We start from the raw sequence: 16,747 nt of genomic DNA, 5'->3' as shown, positions 1-16,747 counted from the left end.
GGCGGTCGGCCTTTCGGGTGGTCAGTCGGTCGGAGTGGTGGTGCGGCTGGGCGCGTAGGCGCCGGCGGCGAGGAACGCTGCGGCGAGGAGGGCGACGACGAGCCAGAAGGCGTTCAGCAGCCCGAACGTCTCGGAGAGACCGCCGATGATCGGCGGACCGGCGAGGTTGGCGAGGTAGCCGACGGAGGCGACGACGCTGACGCGGGCAGCGGGGTTAGGGCCGCTATCGGCCGCGGCGGACATTCCGAGCGGGAAGCCCATCGACACGCCGACGGCCCAGAGGACGGTGCCGATGAGGATCAGCCAGGTGGGTCCGCCGAGGATGAACAGGACCAGGCCGAGGACGCCGACGGCGGTGGTGATCCGGATCGTCCGGACGCGGCCGATCCGGTCGACGACGGGTCCGCCGACGACGCGGGCGATGGTCTCGCCGACGGCGAAGAGGGTGAAGAAGAGCGCGGCGACGGTCTCGGTCTGACCGTGGCCGTCGCGGGCGGAGAGGGAGAGCCAGCTGTTCGCGGTGCCCTCTCCGAGCTCGGCGCCGAGCATGACGACGCCGATCAGCAGCAGCCGCCGGTCGGCGAGGGTGCGCAGGCGCTGGCGCCACCCGGGCGCGTGCGCCTCGATGTCCTCCGCGCCGACCGCGGCGTCGTTGGGGAAATAGCGGACGGAGAGGAGGCCGGCGGCGGCGATGAGGACGGCTTCGGCGCAGAACTGCCATTCGAAGCGGACGCCGAGGGCGGAGGCGGCGGCGCCGATGACGGAGCCGAGGATGGCGCCGGCGGACCATGCTGCGTGCAGCAGGGGCATCAGGGTCTTCTTGATCGCCGCTTCGACGGCGGCGCCCTGGACGTTGATCATCACGTCGAGCGAGCCGACGCCCGCGCCGATCGCGATGAACCCGGCGATCGTGGCTGGCAGGGACTGGGCGACGCCGGCGCCGAGGCCGACGACGGCGATGCCGGCGGCGATGACGAGGAGCGCGCCGAGGATCGCGCGGACGGGTCCGAAGCGGGCGAGCAGCAGCGCGGAGACGCTGAGGCCGGTGATCGAGCCGACGGTGACTCCGGCGAGGGCGACTCCGATCACGGCGTCTCCGATGCCGAGGGAGTCGCGGATGCTGGGCAGTCGGGGTCCCCAGGTGGAGACGGTCACACCTCCCAGGGCGAACACGACCATGACCGCGTTGCGCCAGGCGGTCAGCGAGTGGCGGGAGGTGTCAACGGTCACGGTGGTTCTCCAACGGGCGCAGCGAGCGGACGGGCGCCGGGGCGGCGGCCAGGTTCTGGGCGAGGAGGGAGACGGTGACGCCGACGACGACGAGCACGCACAGTCCCCACCGCAGACTCGTCGCATCGGTGAGGGCGCCGATGACGGGGCTGGTGACGAGGAAGCCGAGACGCATCAGCCAGCTCACGAGGGTGACTCCCGCTCCGGCGCTGACGCCCGGGAGCGTGGCGGCGGCGGTCATCGCGCTGGGCACGAGGGTGGCGGATCCGTAGCCCGCGAGGGCGAGGCCCAGCAGCAGCGTGGCGACCTGCTCGTGGGTGGTGACGACGAGCAGCGCGCCGGTGGCGATGAGGAAGCCGCCCACGCGGGCGACCGCGGCGCGGCCGAAGCGGCCGATGAGGAGGTCGCCGGAGAAGCGGCCGATGCACTGGCTGCCGATCGTGACGGTGAACGCGAGCCCGGCGAGGCCGACCGGCATACCCCCGATCTCCACCGCCGACATCGCCGCCCAGTTGTTCGCGACGTCCTCGAGCATCGTCCCGCCGATCGCGATCGCGATCAGCGGCAGCGCCGCCAGGAACACCACCTTCCGCGCTCCCCCGCTGCGCGCGCTCCCTGCGGAGTCCGCGGCAGGAGCGTCGGCGGCGCGACCCACGAGTCGATCACCGACGACCACCAGGACGACGCCCGCAGCGGCGGCCGCCGCGAGGAAGAGCCGCACATCCACTCCGCTCGCCGCGGCGAGGGTGGCGATCGCGCCGCTGGCGACACCGCCCAGGCTCCACAGGGCGTGCATCGAGGAGAGGATCGAGCGGCCCGCGAGCTCCTGCACGCGGATGCCGGCGAGGTTCTGCGCGACGTCCACGATCGCGTCGAAGAACCCGATCAGGAAGATCGCTGAGGCGAGCATCCACCCCGACGTCGCCCACGCGGCCCCCGCGACCGCCAGCCCGACCAGCACCGTCCCCGCGATGACCACCGGGGTCGCACCGAACCGCGCGATCAGCGGAGCAGGCAGAGCGGAGGACACGATCGCTCCGACCGCGAACGACGCGACCACGATCCCGAACTCCGCCGCGCTCAGCCCCAGCCGCTGCGTCAGCAGCGGATACCAGGGCAGGAGCGCCGCGAACAGCGCCCCGTTGCTCGCGAACATGATGCCCACACCCGCCGGAGCTGCGAGCCCGGCCCTGCTTGTCCTTGTCATGGGTTGCACCGTACGAACTAGAGTGATCACGTGCAACGATCAGAACGTCAAAGAGTGATCATTCGGGCGGTCGACTCCGGAGAGCGATCCGTGAGCGAGCTCGTCACCCTCACTGGCGCCTCTGCCATCAGCATCCGCCGGGACCTGACCGAGCTTGCCGAGCAGGGCGCGCTCCGGCGCGTCCGGGGCGGCGCAGCGCCCGTCACGACGCGCGGATCGGAGTATCCGTTCGCGATACGGCGAAGCGAGGACTCCACCGAGAAGACCGTACTCGCGCGGACGGTCGCCGCGATGATCGCTCCCGGCGACAGCGTCCTCATCGACAACGGGACGACCGCGCTGGCGGTCGCAGAAGAACTCGCCGGCCTCGGCATCACCGCGTTCGCGCTCTCCCTTCACGCCGCAGCAGCACTGGCGAGAACCCCGGGGAACGAGGTCATCGTGCCGGGCGGACCGGTCGGGCACGACGACCTCGCCTTCACCGGCGCCGGCGCAGCAGAAGCGGTCCGCGCGATGCGCTTCGACACAGCGATCCTCGGCGCCTGCGCCGCCGACCCCGAAACCGGCCTCACCGTCGCGAGCTGGGGCGACGCCCAGGTCAAGAGAGCCGCCATCGAATCCTCTAGGCGCGTCGTTCTCGTCTCCACCCCCGAGAAGTTCACCCGCACCGCCGCCCACCGCTTCGGAACCTTCCGAGACCTCGACACCATCATCACCCTCCCGGACGTCCCTCCCGCTGTCGCCTACGAAGCGAAAGAAGCGGGAGTCGCCGTCATCACGGCGACCATCGAGCAGGCGGCTGTGCCGCACCGCTGAGGGATCCCGATACGGGACCGACCGATCCCCTCGAGCAGCTCGATGAACGTGAGCTTCATGTGCGCGAGCGAGTTGCCGCCCCGCTGGTGAGGAGGGTGAGTCTGTCCGCGGTGTCGGAGCCATCGTCGGCGGTGTAGGTGGTGATCGACAGCCCGTTCTCGCCAGGTATCTCGAACACGTCGTAGGTGAGGTCGAGGTCGCCGACAGCGGGATGCCGGTAGATCTTCCGTCCGGTGCGGTGCTCGTGGACGTCGCGGTCGGCCCAATCGATCCGGAACTGCGGGCTTCGCGTGGCGAGCTCTCCGATGAGTGCTGTCAGTTCGGCGTTCAGGGGATCTCGACCTGCTTCGAACCGGAGCATCGCGGCAGTGAGGCTGCAGGCGAGGGACCAGTCCTCGTAGAAGTCTCGTGCTCGGGAGTCGAGGAAGATGAAGCGCGCCAGGTTGGGGTGCTCCGCTTCGAAGTGCGGGGCGAAGAGGGCGCGGCCGGCGAGGTTGGACGCGATGAGCGTCTGGGCGGCGTCGATGACGACGGCCGGCACGGCCATGTTGTCGAGGACGCGCTGGACCGACTCGCGAACCGCGGGGGGCGAGGAGGCGTCGCCGTGCTGAGCCGCGAGGGTGAGTGGGACTGTCCGAGCGAGGTCGAACAGGTGCTCCCGTTCGACGTCATCGAGGTGCAGGGCACGCGCGATCGCGTTCAGGATGCTGTCCGAGGCGCCTTCCAGTCCGCCGCGCTCGAGCCGGGTGTAGTAGTCCGCGCTGATTCCCGCGAGCATCGCGACTTCCTCGCGGCGCAGACCAGGGACGCGGCGTTCACCGCCGAGGACAGGGATCCCGGCGTCGGCCGGCGTTAGGTTGCCGCGGCGGGAGATGAGGAACTCCCGGATGTCGCTCTTTCAATTCATCATCGCTCCAAGCTAGGACGCCGAGGCGCCGAGGTCTGCGGGAGGCACCTCGGCGCCTCGGGGCGGTGGTGGCTAGAGGGTGAGGAGGACCTTCGTCGCGCGACGCTCGTCCATGGCCTTGTAGCCCTCAGGCGCCTGCTCGAGCGGGAGGGTGAGGTCGAAGACCTTGCCCGGGTCGATCGTGCGGTCCCAGATCAGCTGAATCAGGTCCGGCAGGAACCGGCGGACAGGAGCCGGCCCGCCCTGGGTGTGGATGCCGGCCATGAAGAGGTCGATGCCGGGGAGCTGCACGCCGTAGTTCACGCCGACGAAGCCGAGGTGGCCGCCTCCGCGGGTGGCGCCGACGGCCTGCATGAAGGACTCCTGCGTGCCGACCGCTTCCACGACCGAGTGGGCTCCGAGGCCGCCGGTGAGCTCCTTGATCCGTGCGACACCCTCGTCGCCGCGCTCCTCGACGATGTCGGTCGCTCCGTAGAACCGGGCGAGCTCCTGCCGGTCCTTGTGCCGCGACATGGCGATGATGCGCTCTGCACCGAGCTGCTCCGCGGCGAGGATCGCCATCAGTCCCACTGCTCCGTCGCCGACGACGGCCACCGTCTTACCGGGTCCGGCCTCGGCCGCGACCGCGGCGTACCAGCCGGTTCCGAGGACGTCGGAAGCGGCCAGCAGCGACGGGATGAGGTCCGCGTCCGGCTGTCCTGGGGTGGCGACGAGGGTCCCGTCGGCGTAGGGGATCCGAGCTTTCTCGGCCTGCGTGCCGATGGTCGCCGCCACGAACTCGGCGTGAACGCACTTGGACTGGAAGCCTGCCTGGCAGATCTCGCAGGTGTTCTCGGAGATGACGAACGAGCCGACGACGAAGTCGCCCGGCTTCACGGTCTTCACGTCCGCGCCGACCTCCTCGACGATGCCGACGTACTCGTGACCCATCGCCTGATGATCCGCCGGTTCCACACCGCGGTAGGGCCACAGGTCCGATCCGCAGATGCACGTAGCGGTGAGCTTCACGATGGCATCGGTGGGGTGGACGATCGTCGGGTCCTCCCGCTCCTCCACTCGAACATCGCCGGCAGTGTGCATGACCACTCCACGCATGGGTCTCCTCCTTGCTCTCGGCATCCGTGATGCCGTTACGAACGATGGGCGTCCTCGCGACCCCACACGTTCATAGAACGACGATGCACCGCGAGAGTGGGAGACCCGATCCGGTCCCCCCAGCGCTGCACAGACCTCGAGGGCGCTCTCGGAGAGCCGAGCGCTCAGAGAGCAGCTCCCAGGGCATGCGCGTCCGCTCAGCGATCCCCGAACGGAACACCGCCTGCTCAGCGGTGCTGCACCCAGATGTTCGGCTCCACGTAGAGCCCCTCGTCCGCGTCGCGGTCGACGCGCAGGGTCGAGAGCCCACCGGGGATCACGTACTCCCCCGACGCCGGCAGTGCCATCCCGGTCCACTCCTCCCACTGGGCGACGGTGCCGGTCATCACCTGCGACCGCGGGGCGACGCCGAGGATGGTCGCACCCATCCGCACGTGTGTGCGCAGCCACGGGTCCAGCGGCAGCCCGTCCTCACGTCTCCAGCCCGCGTAGACGTCGATCGGGGTCAGCGGGTAGCGCGGCTTCATCGTCGGGCGCAGCGGCACGATCACGTGCTCATACCCGCCGGTGACGCTGAGGTCGCGGAACGCGCCGAGCAGCGTTCCAGCGAGGCCGGCGCCGGTGCGGTCCGGATGCACCTGCGCGGCGCAGACGACGAGGGTCGTCGCCTCGTCCTCTTCCTCGAGCGCCCTGCGGAGGGAGTCGCCGTACCCGGCGGGCAGACCCCCGCGAGTGCCGTCCCACCGGACCGGCACCGCCCAGCCCACAGCAACCGGCATGTCCTCATCGAGGACCACCAGCTCGAACCGGGTGAACCGCTCGCGCACCTGCGGCAGGTGCTCCTCCGCGAGGCGGTCGGCGGAGATGAACGCCGGCCACCCCGAGCTGAACAGTGCATCCATCTGCGTGTCGTCGCGAGGGCGCGCCTTGAGTGGTTCCACCGACGTCATGGGCTCAGTCTGTGCGGAGGGCGGCCGCTCGGCGATCCCCTACCCGATCGTCGACTCGCCGCGCGATGGCGCCTCGACGTCGTGATGGCCGGCGCCGATGTCGGGGCTCGTCAGCGGGTGGGAGGCGAGTTCGATGGCTTGCTCGCGGGTGAGGTGCTGCGGGAAGTTCACGTGAGCGAACCGGCCGGTGGGATCCTCCGAAGAGGACGGCATCGCGACACGGCTTCCCTGGAGGAACGTCACGATCGCGTCCTGCGTGGGGTCGGTGGTGACGCGGCCCAGCCTGTCGCGCAGTTCGAGAAGCACCTTCTCGCCTGGCGCCGACACCTCGAGGACGACCTGCTTCGACCGGCCGGTCTCGATCCTCCGTGCTGTGGTGAACGACGCGAAAGGCGTGACCCGTGAGCGTACGCGCACCGTCTTGGCCGACAGGTCGGCGTACGGTGCCGGTCGGCGAATCGCGTGCACGACGAGCGGCAGAACGGTCAATACGATGAACGCACCGACGAGTACCGCCAGGCGAGCAGCAAGGGGAACGGCGTCCGGGTTCAGTGCGTCGAAAACGAGGTTGCCGCCGACGATCGCAACGAGAGAGACTCCGATGAGAACACGCTCCGTCGGTGCTCCTGCGCGACTGAACCACTTCCACTGAGTGAGTCGCACCTCGGACGACGAACGTCCACCTCTGAACCCTGCCGCCATCGGTCGCCCCTTCCGTTTCGTTCAGCCTGTCGGACAGCCTGCGGTTCCGGCCAGCAGATCCTCGACGCCCGGCCGGCGATCCCCCTACAGGATGGCTCACTCGACCGAGTAGACGATGCGACGAGTGCTCGGATCCAGGTCGCGTCGGCCGGTACGGTGACCGCATGGACGACGACGAACGTCAGAACCTCGAGACACGGACCGAGATCGTCAGCGCCTACATCACAGCTATCGAGAACGCCGAGAAGCTGTTTCGGACGTGCGCGAACGTCTCGGGAGGTCCTGACGACGAGAGAGCAGCTGTCGCCGCAGAGTTCGAGGTCAGCGACGTGGTGGCCGATGCGATCCTCGACTTGCAGGTGAGGCGCTTCACGCCGAGGTCGGTCGAGCAGATGCGGAATGAGCTGGCCGACTACGACCGTCGACTAGCCGAACCCGACGGCCCGTAGGACGATCGCTCAACGGGGCGTCCCGTTCATCGCGTCCCGACCGACGGCGATCCGACGCCGTGTCACCGGGGTCGCGCGCATCCTGGACCCCTCGACCTCCTCGGCGAAGGGCCGGATCGATCCCGATCGTCAGCCCGACTGCTCGGAGGATCGACCTAGCTGTGCCTCGATCGGCACCGTTCCGGCGACGAGGACGTCGCCGGTGTGCGCAGTGGTGACGGTCTCGATGAGCACGATCTCGACCTCGTCCTCAGCAACCGGGTTGTGACGTACACCGCGGGGGACGACGAAGAATTCACCCGGGGCGAGGTGCACGTCAGGACGGTTCTCGAGCTGGATGCGCAAGTGTCCGGAGACGACGAGGAACATCTCGTCCTCCTCATCGTGGGAATGCCAGACGAGCTCGCCGAGGAGCTTCGCGACCTTCACGTACTGGTCGTTCACGCGCCCGACGACCCGGGGCGTCCAGTGCTTCGACACCTGGGCGAGTTCGGAGGCGATGCTGATGCTGTCCTGATCCACTGTTCCATTCTCAGGCCGAGAGCGCCGCGCCGCCTCCGAGGCGCGCGACCGAGAAGAATGCCCGACGTCGTCGCCGTCCTCGAGAGCCGACAGCGGCCGGAGCCGAAGTGCCTCTTCGCTGCGGTCGGTCTCCCGTAGAGGGCTGGCTCAGCGGGCGCCGATTCCGGTCTGTATCGGACGATTTGGGACGCGGTTCCAGCCGAGTACGGAAGAGCAGGAGAGGGCCGACGTGAGAGGAGGTGCAGCCGGGCACCCCGACCGCGGATGCCGTAGCGAGTGCCCCCGTGATGACGCCGAACCGCGCGACATGCACAGCGACTGCGAAGAGGACGGCCCTGGTCCGATCATCCGACACGGAGCGCACGCGAGCATCGCGGCGCTCGACCGACCAGAACCCGCGGCCAGGTGGCCTTCGAGGGCTACTGGGACGAGTCCGGCGACGGCAGCGGGACCTGGAGGTCGGTCGCCGTCAGGGGAGTCTCGGCGAGGCGCCGGCTCAGAGCGTCCCGCTCCGCCGTGAGAGAGGCGATGGTGGGCCGGTCCAGACGCGGGTCGGCGATGTCGCTGAACGGGCTCTCGGTGTCGGTGCGGGCGGAGACGGCGGCGGCGTACGTGATCGCGGCTCGCTTCACGTCGGCGGCGGCACTCTCGATGCGGCCGCGGCGGCTCTTCTTCCCGGAGGCGAGCTCGGCGTGCTTCTCGAGCGCGTCAGCGAGCCTGCGGTAGGCGGATTCGATCTTCTTCGACATGTGTCCATCTTCCTCTTGCGCTCGGCCGGGTCGCCCCCCGTGAGGAAGGGCCGCCCCGAGGGGCGGCCCTTCCGGTGTCTCCGACCGCTGTCAGCTCGTGGGGAGGATCGCGGTCGAGGGGTCAGTGCTGGCGGATCTTGCCGATCAGCTTCCCGCCGAGGTCCCTGACCTTGTCGGCGATGGGCGTGTCCGACTTCGGACGCTCGGTGACGGTGAACGGCAGGGTGATCGCCTTGCCGGTCTGGTCGCCGGTGACCGTGACGCTGTAGTCGCCGGGCGTGGTGGGCGCCTTCGCGGTCACGGTGAGGCCGCCGCCGGCGAGGTCGCGGGTGGCGGTGCGGTCCGTGAACAGGGGCGCGGAGCCGATCAGCTGCGTGTCCCCGTTGAAGCCCTTGGCGGTGAGGGTGATGTCGGCTCCCGGGGCGACCGACGAGCCGGAGAGCTCGGCGGTGGCTCCGAAGCTCATCGAGCGGATGTCGCGGTCCACTCCGAGCGCGTTCGTGATGGTGAAGAACGTGTCGGTCTGGTCGGTCAGGCCGGCGACGTTCGCCGCGCCCGGTCCGTAGGCCGCGATGCGCAGCTGCGAGCCGGTGTGCTGCTGGGATCCGCCCTCGGCGGCCGTGCCGTACGACACCTTCATGGTGCTGCCGTCGACGGTCTTCAGCGCGGTGCTGAGCGAGGTGGGCGGGGTGGAGTCGACGATCTGGCTGGAGTGGGCGTGGTCGGCGGTCACGATGACGAGGGTGTTCCCGTCGGCCTCGGCGAACGCGAGCGCGGCCTGCACGGCCTCGTCGAGGTCGACGGTCTCGCCGATCTGGCCGCAGGCGTTCGCGGCGTGGTCCTGCTTGTCGATGCTGGCGCCCTCGACCTGGAGGAAGAAGCCCTTGTCGCCGGTGTCGAGGAGGTCGATCGCCTTCTCGGTCATCGCGCGGAGCGTGGGCTGCTCGGCGGGGCGTGCCGGGTTCGCGACGCAGGTCTGGGGGGCGGCGTCCGCTCCTCCGACCGTCGCCGGGGTGGGCGCGTAGCGCACCGGCAGGTTGCCGGAGTTGAACAGGCCGAGCACGGGCGCGTCCTGGTCGGCGACGGTGAGGGCGTCGAGCTGCGAGGCGGAGGCGGGAGTGGTCGCGTCGCCGAGGACCTGGAAGCCGCGCTCGGCGGCCTGCTGGAACAGGGGCTCCCCGCTCCAGTCGCCGGCGCGGGCGACCTGCGCGAAGCTGGCCGCGCCGCCGCCGAGGGTGAGGTCGGCGCGGGTGTCGAGGATCTGCTCGCTGATCGAGCCGAGTCCGCCGTTCTCGAGCGCGTCGTTCCCGCAGGTCGGGCTGTCGGGGCCGTAGCAGCTGCGAGCGTCGACGTGGGCGGCCTGCACGGCGGGAGTCGCGTCCTGGATCTCGGCTGTGGTCACGTTGCCGGTCTTCAGGCCGTTCGCCTTGGCGATCTCGAGGAGGGTGTCCTTGCGCTCCTGGTCGATGTCGACCGAGATCGCGTTGTCGTAGGTCTTGGTGCCGGTGGCCCAGGCGCTGCCGGTAGCGGCGGAGTCGGGCACGTAGTCCGGAGCGCCCTTGACGGCGCCCGTGGCCGGGTCGTCGGCGCGGTAGAGGGAGTACGTCGTGTACTGGCCGGTGATAGGGAGGGCGTCGATGCCGGGGAAGCGGCCGGCCGCGCCGTACTGGTAGTTGCGGGCGACCGTGATCTCGGAGTCGCCCATGCCGTCGCCGATGAGGAGGATGACGTTCTTCGCGTCTTGCTCCTTCACCGCCGCGCGCAGCGAGTCGGAGAGGTCGGCGTCGACGGGGGAGATGCGGGCGGCGCCGCCGGTGGCGCCGAGATCGGCGGCTCCGACGGCGGTCGCCACGCTGGGGGCGGCCAGAGCGGCGCCGCAGACGAGGGCGGCGGCCGTGAGGGCCAGGGCGGAGCGTCCGCGGTGCGCGGAGCGGAGCAGTCGTGTCACGTCGTGAACTCCTCGAGGATGAAGGCCCCGGAAAGGGGCAGCCTCAGCACACTCCTGATCGCCGCGTCCGTGGGTGAACGGTGATGTATAGCTGAGTGAACTTTCCGACGAGCGCCGCTCATCAGGCGCACCGTTCGGCCGCGATCGGCCGAGATGTCGGCGACCGCAGCGGACCTCAGCGAGCGCCGCGCGCACGCGGAAGTGGTGCACGAGGCCGCCCTTCGGGACGCCGGCGGTCGTCGCCGTCTCGTTTCGCGACGGCACGACACCGCATTCGCTGGTCAGTCTCCGGGGCGACGTCGAGGAGGAGAGGCCCCGGGTCAGACCGGCGTCGACTTCAGCAGCCGGGTCACCGCGATCATCGCGCCGCCCACCACCGCTGGGATACCGCCGCCCGGGTGCACCGACGCGCCGACCCGCCACAGCCAGGGTCGCCAGGGGTCGTTGTAGGAGGGGCGGTGGAACGGCCCGCTCAGCCATGGCGGACGCGCCGCCCCGTAGAGCGCGCCGTGCGGTTCGCCGCCTCCGCCGTAGTACTGCGGATCGAGCACCATCTGCTCGTCGAAGAATTCGGTGAGGGGCCCGTCGAGTCCCATCGCGCTCGAGACGCGGTCGACCTCGCGCCGCACGAAGGGGTGCTCGGCCGTGTAGTGCCCACCGTCGGCGGGCGCGGTGAGCAGGATGCCGACGGTGCTGCGCGGGTTCGGGTACACCTCGCCCGCTCGGTACTGGTTGACGAACACCATGGTGTCCGCCGGCTCATCGCCCGCCTCGAGGCTGCGGTGCAGCGCAGCGGGCTTCGTCGGCAGCACCACGCTGTGCGTCGCGAAGTCCGCGGGCAGCTCCTCCCGCAGCACGCCGTACACCGCGATGGCCGAGCAGGAGAGGGTGCGCGGGCGCAGGCGGGGGAGCGCCGGGATGCGCGACGGAGCCATCAGAGAGGCGAGCCGGTCGGCGTCCACCGCACTGACGACGAGGTCGGCGGGATAGCGCCCGACGTCGGTGGTGACCGACCCGCGCTCGATGCGGGTGACGGCCTCGCCGGTGCGCACCTCGCTCCCGGCCGCCTCGGCCAGCCGGCCCAGCGCGAGCACGATCTCGTACACTCCACCGCGCGGCACCCAGGCTCCGGTCTCCGCCATGATCGCCGGCATGCTCGCGTAGAGGGCGGGGGTGCGTGAGGGGGAGACGCCCGCGTTGAGGGTGTGGATCGCGATGATCTCGCGCAGCCCTTCCGGCAGCCACGGCAGGCTGTCGAGGTAAGCGCGTGTGGTGAGTCGCGAGCCGTAGACGGCCAGCAGCCTGCGGAGAGCCGGGAGGGCGGCCCGGTCGAGGGGGTCGGCGAGCAGCAGCTCGGTCACATCGTCGGCGAGGGGCGCGTGCAGGTCCGAGAACCGTCGCCAGGCGGGGTACCAGGGGTGCTCGAGTGCCACCGGCAGGGAGGTCTCCTCGCCGTTGTAGTAGTAGCGGCCCACCTCGGGCATCCGCACCAGGTCGAGGCGGCCGTCGTCGCGGATGCGATCGTCGGCGCGCCTGCCGTTGCCGAGTCGCCGCAGCAGCTCGTCCCACACCGCTGGGAATGTCACCAGGGACGGCCCGGTGTCGATCCGGTCCTCCCCCAGTTGAATGCGACGGCTCTTGCCGCCGAGCTCGGCGGAGGCCTCGAGAAGGGTGACCCGGTGGCCTGCGTGCGCGAGAAGCGCGGCGGCGGTGAGCCCGCCGATCCCGCCGCCGACCACGACGATGCGGCTCACGGGTAGCCCACCAGCACGATCGAGACCATGAGCAGCACCCCGGCGAATGATCCTGCGATGTACGGGAAAGCGACCGACAGGCGGTAGAGGCGGTGACCGGTCTCCGGCGTCGGGTCGCGCAGCAGGCACACGACCAGGATGCCGGCGATCAGCAGGTTGACGGCGGCCACGGGCACGCTCACCACAGCGAACAGCGCCGTGGAGACGATCCACCAGGACCCGCTCCACAGAGCAGTCCCCCGCGCGCCGAGCCGCACCGCGGTGGTGGTGATGCCCGCGTCCCGGTCCTCCACGATGTCCTGGACCGCATCGAAGGCGTGCTTGGCCACGCTCCAGGCCATGAGGCCGAGGGCGGCGGGCCAGACCGGCGACACCTCGATGGCCGCGGGCACGATGACCAGGGGCAGGGCGTAGGCCGCGTTGCTCAGCGAGTCGAGGAAGGGCCGCGCCTTGAAGCGCAGCGGCGGTGCGGAGTAGAAGACGAAGACGCCCACGTAGAGCAGGATCGCGGCGTTCGCGAGGGGCGGCAGCGCGAGGAGGAAGTAGACGAGGAACGGGGCGTTGGTCACGGCGACGGCCCAGGCGATGAGCCGCACCTCGGACTGCCGGATCCTGGCGCCCTCGAGGGAGCCTTTGCGGGGATTGGCCGCATCCGTGTCCTGGTCGTAGATGTCGTTGACGCCGTAGATCAGCAGGTTGAACGGCAGGGTGAGCCACAGGATGATCGGCAGGGCCCGCAGGTCGAACAGCGTGCCGGTGAGCCATACGGCGACCAGGCCGGAGCCGATGGTGTTGATCCACAGCACCGGGCGCGAGATGTGCACGAGACGGCGCACGGCCAGCCCTGGAGCGGACGGCGCGGTGCGCGACGTCTGCCCTCTGCCATCAGTCACACGACCGAGAGTATGCGGCTCACATCAGCGCGGGGCAGGGGGTTGCGGCCACACTGGGCGGATGCGCATGATGCTGCTCACCGCCGGCACCCGGGGCGACGTGGAACCCTTCGCAGCCCTCGCCCGACACGCAGTATCCCGCGGTCACGAGGTGCGGCTGGCTCTGCCCGACGACGCGGTCGCGCCCGAGGGGGTCGACACCGTGGCTCTCGGTCTGGACGCACACCGCGTGCTCTCCCCTGCCGGTCGCTCCCCGTGGGCTCTCGTGCACCACCTCCGCGCTGAGGTGCGGCCCGCGATGCGGCGGATGCTCGCCGCCGCGGTGCGGGAGACGGTCGCCTTCGACCCCGACGTGGTGGTGCACCACCCGCTGATCCTCAGTGCGCCGATGGTGGCCGACTCGCTCGGTGTCCCTCGCGTGCTGGTGGAGTTCGCGCCGGTGGCCACCCCGAGCGAGCGCTTGCCCGCTGCCGGCGGTCCCACGGCCACCCGCGATCTCGGCGCGTACAACCGGTTCACCTACGCCGTGCCGCGCACCGCCGCACGCCTCTTCGACGCGGATGTGGCGCGCGCCGCTGCCGAGCTGCCGGGCGGTCGTCGTCCCGCACGGCGGTCGCCGTCGCGCGCGACGCTCATGGCGGTGAGTCCCGCGCTGCTGCCGCGGCCCGACGACTGGCCGGAGCGGGTGCACCAGACGGGAGCCTGGTACGAGGAGGCGACGGCGGCGTCCCCGGACCCCGTCGTCGGCGACTTCCTGGGCGCCGGCCCCTTCATCGTCGCCTCGTTCGGCTCCATGGCGACGGGGGACGCGTCGGCCCGGGGGGCCGCGATCGTCACGGCCTCCCGCTCCCACGGCCTGCGGGTGCTGCTCGTCACCGGGTGGGGTGGGCTTGCGCTGCCTGCGGAGCGCCGCGGCCCCGATGTGCTGGTGGTGCGGTCGGCGCCGTTCGACGCGGTGCTGCCGGGCGCGACGCTCGCCGTGCACCATGGCGGGGCCGGCACCTCCCACGCCGTCGCCCGGGCCGGCGTTCCCGCCGTCGTCGTGCCCGTCACCGCCGACCAGCCGTTCTGGGCTGCTCACCTGCATCGACAGGGGGTGGCCGCGGCCCCGATCCCGTTGCGCCGCTTCTCGTCCGGCACCCTCGTACCCGCGATGAGCGACGCCCTGTCCCGAGCTCAGCGGGCGGCTGAGGTAGGCCGACTCATGCGGCGGGAGGACGGGGTGCAGCGGGCGCTCGACGTGCTCGAATCCCTCTGAGCAGCGAGTCCCGCGGACGGCCGAGGCACCGAGCTGCACTGAGCCATCACGTCGGTGACACTCGGGGTCCCGTGGTTGCGCGTGCCGATCGCTGGCAGGCGGCGGGGTGCGGAGGGCGTCCGGCGCGGGGAGGATCCGCTCGCTTCGACCGACCGTTGTCGAGCCCACGATCACCATGCGGACCGAGTCCTCTCCACGGGGACGCCTGCGACCTGAGCGAGAGTGATCCCACCGAGGACGATCGACAGTGCCCGCGCCGTGGGATGAACCGGCACGAGAGCGGCGAGGGCGGAGACCGGTCGCGCGTCCCGCAAGGAGACGGATCAGCGGGACGTCTCTCGTTGTGCTGCTGTGCACGGCTCCGCTCCGTGTTCCGTCTGTGAGTGGCCGCCGCAGCTCGATCTGGTCCTACTCCTGGCGCGGACGTCCGGTACCCGATCCCGCCGAGGCTTCTCGGATGCGCCTCAGGGGCGGAGGCGTTGCCACCGGCCTCACCCTCCTTGGGTGAGGCCGGTGATCAGGTTGATGGCGACCGCGACGACGAAGGTCCCGAAGAAGTAGGACAGCAGGGCGTGCCCGAGGGCGATGCGGCGCGACGGGGTGGACGACTGCGTGATGTTGCCGGCGTTGTAGGCCATGCCGATCGAGAACGCCGTGTAGGCGAAGTCGCTGTACGAGGGGTCCTCGTCCTGGTCGAAGTCGAACCGGTGCTTGTCGTCGAGGTAGTACATCCGTGCGTACTTGAAGGCGTAGACGGTGTTGATGAGCGCCCAGGCCGCCACGACACCCACGACCGCGAGGATCGCCGCCGCGGAGCCGACGGGGTCCTTCTGCTGGCTGCGGACGAGCGCGAAGACCACCAGGACGAGGCTGAAGAAGGTGGCGGCGATGATGACCGAGTCGACCAGCTTCCGCGAGCGCTCCTCGTGACGTGCGAGGTCTCGGGTCCGCTCGGGGTCGGCGGGCCACGCCCCGGACCACGCCCAGACCAGGAACACCGCCGACGCGATCGCCCAACCCAGCAGTGGCGACAGGTCGGGGAGGCCGAGGAGCGCGACGACAACGGCGACCGCTGCGCCGACGATCGCGGCGACACCGGCTTTCAGGGCCAGATGGGACATGGGTTCTCCTCTTTGATCGGCGACGGCCACTGAGCTTCGAGGCCGTCGACGGCACTCATCCGGTCCGCCCACTCAGCAGGGGGAGGTAGAGCCCGGCCCGTTCCGCGCGGACGGCCGCGAGCGTGCGGCAGGTGGCATCGAGTTTCATCAGGATGTGCTCGATGTGAGCGGCGACCGTGCGGGGAGCGATCGCCAGCGCCCGAGCGATCTCGACATTGGAGCACCCCTCGATGACATGACCGAGCACCTCGAGCTCCCGCGGCGTCAGGCCCCTCAGCTGCGGAGCGGCGGAGAGCACGACGACGCCGGCGGCGACAGCGTGGAGATCCTCCTCGCAGGCCAGCACCGTCACCCGCAGGTAGCCGTCCGGTGCCTGCGGGTCTCCGCGCGGCCACAGGAACGCGGCGTAGCCCTGCCCGTCGTCGAGGGCATCCCGGGCGGCGCCGATCAGAGCCGAGTCGGCGGCGAGGAGCGCGTCGTCCGACAGGCCCGGGAGGCGTGCGACGCCGTGATCGGGAAGGAGGACCGCGCCGGCTCCGGCCCCCGTCACGAAGCTCGCCGCCGCCGCGAGCGATCGCATCGGATCGATCGCCGACGCGAGCCATGGCACCAGTCGGGCCAAGCGCCGTCGGAGGGTCGGCGCCGGCGGGTCGGCGCTCTCGAACAGCACCGTCATGGAGCCGACGTGCCGCCCTCCGGCCTCGAACAGCGCGACGGACAGCGTCTCGTGGAACCCCGCGGGGACCAGGCACTCGGCCCAGGTCTGCAGGTCTCCCGAGGGCCGGGACAAGTCTGAGAGGCTGATCGGCGGACTCGCGCGGTCGGCGCCGGTCGCCTCGATGTCCCGCGCCATCTGCGGACCGCTGAGGTAGCGGACAGTGGACGCGTCGAGGTCCGTGCTCGCCAGGAACGCGTACCCGGCGCCCCGCGGCTCGGCCAGCGACATCCACGCGCCGTCGAAGGGGACGTGAAGACGCACCTCGTCGAGCAGCGCCTGCGCACGCTCGTGGGCGGGACGCGGGCGCGCCGCGATCTCGTCGAGCTGAAGTGCGGCGCTGCGTGTCACGGGAGCGACCACCTCGAGCTCGTCGGAACGGGAAACCGAATGACTATCCGGAAACGTTCCTCCAGGCTTATCACGCACTC

The 16,747-nt window shown here is 70.7% G+C and carries 16 protein-coding genes; 3 read left to right on the top strand and 13 right to left on the bottom strand.

What is annotated here, in order from left to right:
- Positions 1 to 21: 21 nt before the first annotated feature.
- Complete coding sequence (locus GSU45_RS02505) at positions 22 to 1,230, bottom strand: MFS transporter (protein ID WP_244248188.1); 1,209 nt, start codon at positions 1,228 to 1,230, stop codon at positions 22 to 24.
- Positions 1,220 to 2,437, bottom strand: a complete 1,218-nt coding sequence (locus GSU45_RS17205) for an MFS transporter (RefSeq protein WP_244248187.1) — start codon at positions 2,435 to 2,437, stop codon at positions 1,220 to 1,222. The genes GSU45_RS02505 and GSU45_RS17205 overlap by 11 nt, the downstream gene beginning before the upstream one ends.
- Positions 2,438 to 2,467: 30 nt before the next feature.
- Here GSU45_RS17205 and GSU45_RS02495 point away from each other — a divergent pair, with 30 nt between their 5' ends.
- Entirely contained in the window at positions 2,468 to 3,253 is a 786-nt protein-coding gene (locus GSU45_RS02495; RefSeq protein WP_159912424.1) for a DeoR/GlpR family DNA-binding transcription regulator, read from the top strand.
- A 55-nt stretch (positions 3,254 to 3,308) separates the two neighbouring features.
- On the opposite strand, the gene GSU45_RS02490 is transcribed toward GSU45_RS02495, so the two are convergent.
- The 4 genes from GSU45_RS02490 to GSU45_RS02475 all read right to left on the bottom strand — a co-directional run bounded on the left by GSU45_RS02490 (position 3,309) and on the right by GSU45_RS02475 (position 6,907).
- A complete protein-coding gene (locus GSU45_RS02490) occupies positions 3,309 to 4,031 on the bottom strand; it encodes a helix-turn-helix transcriptional regulator (RefSeq protein ID WP_348272086.1) in 723 nt (240 codons plus the stop codon).
- Positions 4,032 to 4,232: 201 nt separating this feature from the next.
- Entirely contained in the window at positions 4,233 to 5,255 is a 1,023-nt protein-coding gene (locus tag GSU45_RS02485; RefSeq protein ID WP_208543479.1) for a zinc-dependent alcohol dehydrogenase family protein, read from the bottom strand.
- Between the two features lie 227 nt (positions 5,256 to 5,482).
- The gene (locus tag GSU45_RS02480) at positions 5,483 to 6,205 is read right to left on the bottom strand and encodes a hypothetical protein (RefSeq protein WP_159912419.1); all 723 of its coding nucleotides are present in this window, start codon (positions 6,203 to 6,205) and stop codon (positions 5,483 to 5,485) included.
- Positions 6,206 to 6,244: 39 nt separating this feature from the next.
- On the bottom strand, positions 6,245 to 6,907 hold the full coding sequence (locus GSU45_RS02475) for a hypothetical protein (RefSeq protein ID WP_159912417.1): 663 nt from the start codon (positions 6,905 to 6,907) through the stop codon (positions 6,245 to 6,247).
- A 164-nt stretch (positions 6,908 to 7,071) separates the two neighbouring features.
- On the opposite strand from GSU45_RS02475, the gene GSU45_RS02470 reads away from it, so the two are divergent.
- On the top strand, positions 7,072 to 7,356 hold the full coding sequence (locus tag GSU45_RS02470; RefSeq protein WP_159912415.1) for a hypothetical protein: 285 nt from the start codon (positions 7,072 to 7,074) through the stop codon (positions 7,354 to 7,356).
- A gap of 129 nt (positions 7,357 to 7,485) precedes the next feature.
- On the opposite strand, the gene GSU45_RS02465 is transcribed toward GSU45_RS02470, so the two are convergent.
- From GSU45_RS02465 to GSU45_RS02445, 5 genes are all read right to left on the bottom strand, one after another.
- Positions 7,486 to 7,878 carry a cupin domain-containing protein gene (locus GSU45_RS02465; RefSeq protein WP_244248186.1) on the bottom strand — a complete coding sequence of 131 codons (393 nt, stop codon included), beginning with the start codon at positions 7,876 to 7,878 and terminating at the stop codon, positions 7,486 to 7,488.
- Positions 7,879 to 8,297: 419 nt separating this feature from the next.
- Positions 8,298 to 8,627, bottom strand: a complete 330-nt coding sequence (locus tag GSU45_RS02460; protein WP_159912413.1) for a hypothetical protein — start codon at positions 8,625 to 8,627, stop codon at positions 8,298 to 8,300.
- Between the two features lie 121 nt (positions 8,628 to 8,748).
- Positions 8,749 to 10,575, bottom strand: a complete 1,827-nt coding sequence (gene phoA, locus GSU45_RS02455) for an alkaline phosphatase (RefSeq protein WP_244248185.1) — start codon at positions 10,573 to 10,575, stop codon at positions 8,749 to 8,751.
- 320 nt (positions 10,576 to 10,895) lie between these two features.
- A complete protein-coding gene (locus GSU45_RS02450; RefSeq protein ID WP_159912411.1) occupies positions 10,896 to 12,329 on the bottom strand; it encodes an FAD-dependent oxidoreductase in 1,434 nt (477 codons plus the stop codon).
- Positions 12,326 to 13,222: a UbiA family prenyltransferase gene (locus tag GSU45_RS02445; RefSeq protein ID WP_159912409.1), complete on the bottom strand. Its 897-nt coding sequence runs from the start codon at positions 13,220 to 13,222 to the stop codon at positions 12,326 to 12,328. The genes GSU45_RS02450 and GSU45_RS02445 overlap by 4 nt, the downstream gene beginning before the upstream one ends.
- Positions 13,223 to 13,283: 61 nt before the next feature.
- Between GSU45_RS02445 and GSU45_RS02440 the strand changes: the two genes are divergently transcribed.
- Positions 13,284 to 14,480 carry a glycosyltransferase gene (locus tag GSU45_RS02440; RefSeq protein WP_159912407.1) on the top strand — a complete coding sequence of 399 codons (1,197 nt, stop codon included), beginning with the start codon at positions 13,284 to 13,286 and terminating at the stop codon, positions 14,478 to 14,480.
- Positions 14,481 to 14,971: 491 nt separating this feature from the next.
- Here the strand turns inward: GSU45_RS02440 and GSU45_RS02435 are convergent, their stop codons facing one another.
- Both GSU45_RS02435 and GSU45_RS02430 read right to left on the bottom strand, forming a co-directional pair.
- The gene (locus GSU45_RS02435; RefSeq protein ID WP_159912405.1) at positions 14,972 to 15,601 is read right to left on the bottom strand and encodes a DUF1345 domain-containing protein; all 630 of its coding nucleotides are present in this window, start codon (positions 15,599 to 15,601) and stop codon (positions 14,972 to 14,974) included.
- Positions 15,602 to 15,656: 55 nt separating this feature from the next.
- A complete protein-coding gene (locus GSU45_RS02430) occupies positions 15,657 to 16,745 on the bottom strand; it encodes a LuxR family transcriptional regulator (protein WP_244248184.1) in 1,089 nt (362 codons plus the stop codon).
- Positions 16,746 to 16,747 lie beyond the last annotated feature (2 nt).

Origin of the sequence: Rathayibacter sp. VKM Ac-2801 (assembly GCF_009834245.1) — a bacterium.
In the GTDB taxonomy this organism is placed as follows: Bacteria; Actinomycetota; Actinomycetes; order Actinomycetales; family Microbacteriaceae; genus Rathayibacter.
Note: the sequence above shows the minus strand (reverse complement) of the source record. Positions and strands in the feature narration are given on the sequence as shown.